Origin of the sequence: Virgibacillus tibetensis (genome assembly GCF_036026595.1) — a bacterium.
GTDB classification, from domain to species: domain Bacteria; phylum Bacillota; class Bacilli; order Bacillales; family Amphibacillaceae; genus Virgibacillus_P; species Virgibacillus_P tibetensis.
The window spans coordinates 93372-99421 of record NZ_JARZFX010000011.1; the positions used below are offsets into that span (position 1 = coordinate 93372).

The 6050-nt window shown below is 37.3% G+C and carries 7 protein-coding genes; 1 reads left to right on the forward strand and 6 read right to left on the reverse strand.

The window, feature by feature from the left end; all coding sequences use genetic code 11:
* Window positions 1–93: 93 nt before the first annotated feature.
* Entirely contained in the window at window positions 94–372 is a 279-nt protein-coding gene (locus QGM71_RS21870; protein ID WP_407703043.1) for a (2Fe-2S)-binding protein, read from the reverse strand.
* 168 nt (window positions 373–540) lie between these two features.
* Here QGM71_RS21870 and dpsA point away from each other — a divergent pair, with 168 nt between their 5' ends.
* Entirely contained in the window at window positions 541–1431 is an 891-nt protein-coding gene (gene dpsA, locus QGM71_RS17065) for a dipicolinate synthase subunit DpsA (RefSeq protein ID WP_327608779.1), read from the forward strand.
* Between the two features lie 39 nt (window positions 1432–1470).
* Here dpsA and QGM71_RS17070 read toward each other — a convergent pair whose 3' ends face one another.
* From QGM71_RS17070 to QGM71_RS17090, 5 genes are all read right to left on the reverse strand, one after another.
* Entirely contained in the window at window positions 1471–2220 is a 750-nt protein-coding gene (locus tag QGM71_RS17070; protein ID WP_327608780.1) for a hypothetical protein, read from the reverse strand.
* Between the two features lie 182 nt (window positions 2221–2402).
* The gene (locus tag QGM71_RS17075) at window positions 2403–2789 is read right to left on the reverse strand and encodes an ectoine synthase (RefSeq protein ID WP_327608781.1); all 387 of its coding nucleotides are present in this window, start codon (window positions 2787–2789) and stop codon (window positions 2403–2405) included.
* A gap of 53 nt (window positions 2790–2842) precedes the next feature.
* The gene (gene ectB, locus QGM71_RS17080) at window positions 2843–4117 is read right to left on the reverse strand and encodes a diaminobutyrate--2-oxoglutarate transaminase (RefSeq protein WP_327608782.1); all 1275 of its coding nucleotides are present in this window, start codon (window positions 4115–4117) and stop codon (window positions 2843–2845) included.
* A gap of 15 nt (window positions 4118–4132) precedes the next feature.
* Window positions 4133–4678: a diaminobutyrate acetyltransferase gene (gene ectA / locus QGM71_RS17085; protein WP_327608785.1), complete on the reverse strand. Its 546-nt coding sequence runs from the start codon at window positions 4676–4678 to the stop codon at window positions 4133–4135.
* Between the two features lie 314 nt (window positions 4679–4992).
* Window positions 4993–5748 carry an HNH endonuclease gene (locus QGM71_RS17090; RefSeq protein WP_327608783.1) on the reverse strand — a complete coding sequence of 252 codons (756 nt, stop codon included), beginning with the start codon at window positions 5746–5748 and terminating at the stop codon, window positions 4993–4995.
* Window positions 5749–6050: the final 302 nt, after the last annotated feature.

Genomic DNA, 6050 nt, shown 5'->3' on the forward strand with positions numbered 1-6050 from the left:
TTCTATGTCCGTTAATTTCGACCAGCAATTGTATTATAATCTCTCGTCTCGGTAGTGTTTTTAAATTTAAGAGCTGCTTATTCTGCGTTCTCATCAAAGATTTTTACTATGTTGAGATAGTTCAGACAATCGTAATGGCCGTATAAGTTTACTAGACGACATGCTTGATGATTCAGATAGCTTTACTTTTGTATGAAAAGAAATAATCTTATCAACTAGAGGACGACAGGTCCTGCCTTGACATATGCCCATTCCGGCCCTGGTTTTTAATTTTATTTCTTTTGTAGTGATTGCTCCATTCTTAATAGATGTTATAATTTCACTTAACATGACTTCTTCACACCTGCAGATTACAGTATCTTTAATATTCATTACCTCCAAATTGTAAATTATAGGAATTATATATTATTTCGACGTTTTGGGTTCTACAGCCCTTCAAGCTAATGTATTTATAATAATATATATAATTTTATGAATAATCAACATATTAATGCGTTAATTCTTATAAAAATATTAAACAAAAGAAAGGTGGAATATGCATTGCTAACCAAACTTAATATTCTCATTATGGGTGGAGATGCCAGAAATCTGGAAATAATAACTAGACTATCTAGTGAAGGGGCAAAGGTTTTCTTAGTGGGGTTTGATCAACTATCATTCTCTGAACCTACTATTGTTCAAACCAGATTAGATGAAATGGATTTACATAGTATCGATGCTATTATACTACCCGTAGCAGGTACAGATTTGTCAGGGGAAGTAGAAGCTACCTATTCAGAAAAACCAGTTATTCTTTCCGAAAAATTAGTGGCTCAAACAAAGGAGCATTGCATTATCTATACAGGTACTTCCAACACTTTCTTAGATAATCTAGCTCATTCAAACAACAGGAAACTAGTTAAATTATTCGCTCGAGACGACATTGCTGTATATAATTCAATTCCCACCGCTGAAGGTGCATTAAAGCTGGCAATAGAACAAACAGATGTTACGGTCCACGGTGCTGATGTCATGGTGCTTGGTTTTGGCAGAGTTGGTAAGACCGTTGCCAGACTATTTGATGCTGTGGGGGCAACTGTTACGGTAGGGGCCAGAAAGGCTGCCGATATTGCTCGTATTACCGAGATGGGGTTAGAAGCAATGCAACTAAGTGACCTGGAGAAAAATATAAGCAGCATCGACATTTGTATTAATACAATTCCATACCCAATTGTGGACTCCAAGGTGATAACCGAAATGAGACAGACTACGCTCATCATAGACTTGGCTTCATCCCCCGGAGGAACAGATTTTGGATTTGCTGAAAAGCGCGGTGTTAAAGCCTTACATGCATTAGGGTTACCAGGGAAAACAGCTCCCAAAACGGCAGGTAGAATTATTGGTGAGGTAATCGTGGAGTTGATGGTCGAGAATAGGAAATTCATTAATTAATAATGGAGCATACCAGGTGGTATGCTCCATTTCTTCTGATTATTTTTCTATCTTTACATCCTGCAGCTTCAGGTATTGTCCCTCACTTATTGTAAGGTAAGTATCGGCTTGAACATTTTCGTTTGTCACAATGCTCCCAAGCTGGTGACTGCTATCCGAGCTGACTTCCAGATAGCCCATCCCGAGCGAACTATCCAATATTATTTTATATTCCCCTGCTGGAATATCCTGACCAACCTTATACATGCCATCACTGTATATACCGTCATCAGGTATAACTGAAGGAGCCTCTTTAACTGGATACATTTCAGCACTTTGCAATTTAAAATATTCTCCCTCATTTAATGTCACATATGAATGCGCCCCATTCATTAGGTTGTCATTGAATACAATGCTTTCTAATGCACCTGTACTATCAGAAGCACTCTCAATGTAACCCATTCCAGAAGCGAAAACCAGGTATTCACCTGCTGGGATGTCTTCACCTATTTTATATGTCACGGCATCAATTCTATTGCTTTTATCAGCTTCTGTATCTGCTTCCGACCCGCTGGATTTATTTTCATCGGCTGTTTCAGCTGCTTCGTTCGTTTCTTCCTCTATTTCTGCATCGGACTCCGACTCTTTTTCATCTTCTTCCACTTTATCTACAGCACTACTGGCTGCTTCTACACTCGGGTCACTTGCATCCTCCTCATCGTCCACGGTTACAACTGCCACAATGACGACAACAGCAATCAACCATACCCACCATTTCTTATGCAATGGCTTTTTTATCTTTTTATCCAAAATTAACATCTCCCTTTTTAAATGCCCTAACTAAAAGTAACATAAAGGCTATACAAAATTATGCCTATGCTTATTAGAAACTTTCTGCCCATTGGAGTATTTATACTTATAAAAAAGCACGGAAGCATATCCAATTAAGATACGCTTCCGTGCTTTTTATGACTAGCTAGTTATACCTTTTTTTATTCTGTCAATAAAGGATAATATCCTTCTTTAGTATGCGTTTCCGTACCTACGAGTGGAGGATTAAACACACATACCATACGCATTTGAGTTCTGGCACGTAGTCTGTGCTTGTCGTTTTCATCTAAGATGTACATAGTTCCTGGTTTTATTTGATAGACATCTCCAGTTGAAACTTTTTCAATCTCTCCTTCTCCTTCAATACAATAAACCGCTTCAATATGATTTTTATACCAGAAAAAGTTATCTGTACCCGCTTTAATAAGTGTATCATTCATACTAAACCCTACATTGTCTTTCTTTAACAGAAATCTGCGACTAGTCCAGTTTTCACCGGATGTTTCATCCTTAGTTCCAATAATGTTCTCAAGTGATTTTACGATCATTTCCATTTCCCCTTTGTCATTATAATTTTATTTATTACTATGTTCATTACTGCTTATGCCAGGACATGTTTAATACTATCTTCTAAAATTTCCAGCCCTTTCTCAAGGCCTTCTCTGTCAATAATCAGCGGTGGTAGGAATTTAACAACTTCATCATCCGGACCTGAGGTTTCAATAATTAATCCTCTAGTAAAGGCTTCCGCACAAATTTCCTCAGCTAATCCTGCAACGTCAACTGCAATCCCTTGCATTAGTCCTCTGCCTCGAGCTTCACCTTTTAATTGTGGATACTTCTCGATAATCATTTCCACAGCCCTACTCAATAATATTGATTTTTCTTGAACTGTATTACTGAATTCGTCAGTTTCCCAATTGGATAGTGCTTCTGTCGCTGCAATAAATGCCAGATTATTTCCACGAAATGTTCCATTATGCTCGCCTGGTCCCCATTGATCATATTCCGGTTTTATTAAAGTAATTGCCATTGGAAGGCCAAATCCGCCAATTGATTTAGACAGACAAACAACATCTGGATTAATACCAGCTGGTTCAAAGCTAAAGAAAGTGCCTGTACGGCCATTACCTGCTTGCACGTCATCAATGATTAATAATATATCCCATTGTTTACATAGACTTTCTATCTTCTTCAGCCATTCCATTCTGGATGCATTGATGCCGCCTTCTCCCTGAACAGTTTCTAAAATAATTGCTGCAGGTAATGCCACACCACTACCACTATCCTCTAGGAATTTTTCCAAATAAACAATTGAATCCTGGTCTTCCACATAATCATCAAATGGCATTGAAACAGTATGATGAAGAGGAATCCCTGCCCCTTTTCGCTTAAATGAATTACCCGTTACAGACAGTGAACCAATTGTCATTCCGTGAAATGCATTGGTAAAGCTTACTACCGTATCACGACCTGTTACTTTTCTGGCAATCTTTAATGCACTTTCTACTGTATTGGTGCCTGTCGGTCCTGGAAACATTATCTTATAATCAAGATTACGAGGTGTAAGGATTACTTCATTGAAGCGTTCAAGAAATTCCTTTCTCGGGGGAGTTCCCATATCGAGGCTATGAATAATACCATCGTTACGGATATATTCAATTATTTTTTCCTGCATTTTTTCATCATTATGACCATAATTCAGAGTACCCGCCCCAGCAAAAAAGTCAATATACTCATTTCCATCTTCATCCCACAGCTTATAACCTTTAGCCTTTTTAAAAACAGTCGGCCAACTGCGGCTGTAACTTCTTACTGCAGATTCCAGTTCTTCAAACGTTTTCATAGTCGTGTTGGTTTTTACTGCTGTTGTCATTGAATCATCCTTTTATCATTTAATTTTCTTCTTGATCGGTCCAATCTTAAACAATAGTTCATCCTCGTGTCCTTCACTAGGAAAATCATCAGATGAAAAGTAATCGTCAATCTCACACTCTGTGTCCAATTTTTTTGAAAGGCCTTTAAATAAAAGTTGAGAAGGTGTATTTGATGGTGAGACAGTTGCCTCTACGTAATGAACGTCTTTACATGCTGTACGATTCAGCAACTGAAACAACATCCTTGTCCCTAGCCCTTTACCTCTTTCTGACTCATTTACAGCTACCTGCCATATAAACAGGGTATCTGGATTGTCCGGGTGTATAAAACCAGAAATGAATCCTATTATCTCTTCATCTTTTTCAGCCACAATAGACGTTTCTGAAAATATTTCACACCACATTAAATAGCTATAAGAAGAGTTTAAGTCAAGAACACCTGTATGCTTAATTAATTCCCAAACAGAAGCTCCGTCGCTTTTATCCGGCTTACGAAAATGAAATTCTTTTTTACTTTCAGTTGATTTTGTCAGTTCACTTACTCCAGTATTATAAATGATCTCACCTCCGACTGATTTATTTAACGTACTTTATAAGACTAGAGTTAATCATACATTTCGTCAAAGCGTTTTAAATACGATATAGCCCACTTAAACATGGTCTCATACGATTAGTTCTTAGATACGTTACAAAAACGGTAAATAACTAGCAAATAGTAAGCATTTATTAGAATCTTACGTTTTTACCAAAAAAATAAATAATAAACTGACTTATGCTTATTATTTATTGATTCATGTATAGACCCCATAAAAAAGCAGGTTGCTTTAGATTTTCATCTGAAGCAACCTGACTGGTCTTTTGCATTTGAATGGTATTACACGTTGCTCATGGTTAGTCGTTTTTCCAAATAATCAATACGTGGCCAATGAGCCTTTTTCTTTGGAAGTCTAATTTCTTTCCCTTCCAACTTAGACTTGTACCCATTTACTCCAATGGTAAAGTCAGTATTAATAAAATAGACACCACTATCATATAACTTGTGGTGGTTACTGCATAGTAAAAGTCCATTCTGGATATCCAGTTTCTCTTCATCACTGGATTCAAACCAAGGTACGATGTGGGCTGCTTCTAACGCTTCAGTTATTTTAAAGTTACAAAATGCACATTTATTACCATGTACTTTTAATAATGCAGCCCTGAAAATACTCTGTGCCACACCTCTTACTCTAACTTTCGAATACACAGTCTCAGACCCCTTTCCGGTGATGATTTCCTTCGTAAGCTGTGCACTTGTTTCGTTTTCTTTTGCGTAGGTAAAAGGATTGGGATAATGATCCCAGTTGAAATTAAAAACAAGCTGCTGTCCCTCAGGCAAATTATCGGCATCCCATGCAATGAAACCTTGACCGACTTTTCCTTTTTGGTCTACAACAATACTTGTAATAGGGGGGATTTTCTGCTCAATACAATAATTCTGAATATAGTCTAAAAAATACCTGGACACTCGCGGGTGAATATCTAATTCCTTGCCCAACTCCTTGTATGTAATTGTAGACTCTTTGTTAGCTTGCTTAACCAATAGATTCCACGCCTCAAATGCTCTCATTTCATGGTTAGGTTTAATAGTCAATATACACTCTCCTCTGTACTCTTAACTCTAATAATAACTAAGTTTAAATACGCGCTCTATATACTATTCGACAAATAAAGATAAATACCTCTATTTTTGCTAGCTATTACTAAACTTAAGCAATTAAAGCAGGTAAGCCCTCCCAAAGGACTATTAACTTTTCTTTATTTGGTGTAAGACGGAATCTTGCCCTGTCCTGCTTGTCAGAGCTGGCAAGGCTTATTTTACAAGTTGTGAATTATATTTAAGAATAGAAGACAAAAAAACCCAGGATACGATGACGTATCCTGGGTTTTTTTATT

What these genes read in the sequence shown, in the direction of transcription:
- QGM71_RS17075 (WP_327608781.1), bottom strand. Translation starts at nt 2,789, where the DNA reads ATGATCGTAAAATCACTTGAGAACATTATTGGAACTAAGGATGAAACA.
- QGM71_RS21870 (WP_407703043.1), bottom strand. Translation starts at nt 372, where the DNA reads ATGAATATTAAAGATACTGTAATCTGCAGGTGTGAAGAAGTCATGTTA.
- ectB (WP_327608782.1), bottom strand. Translation starts at nt 4,117, where the DNA reads ATGACAACAGCAGTAAAAACCAACACGACTATGAAAACGTTTGAAGAA.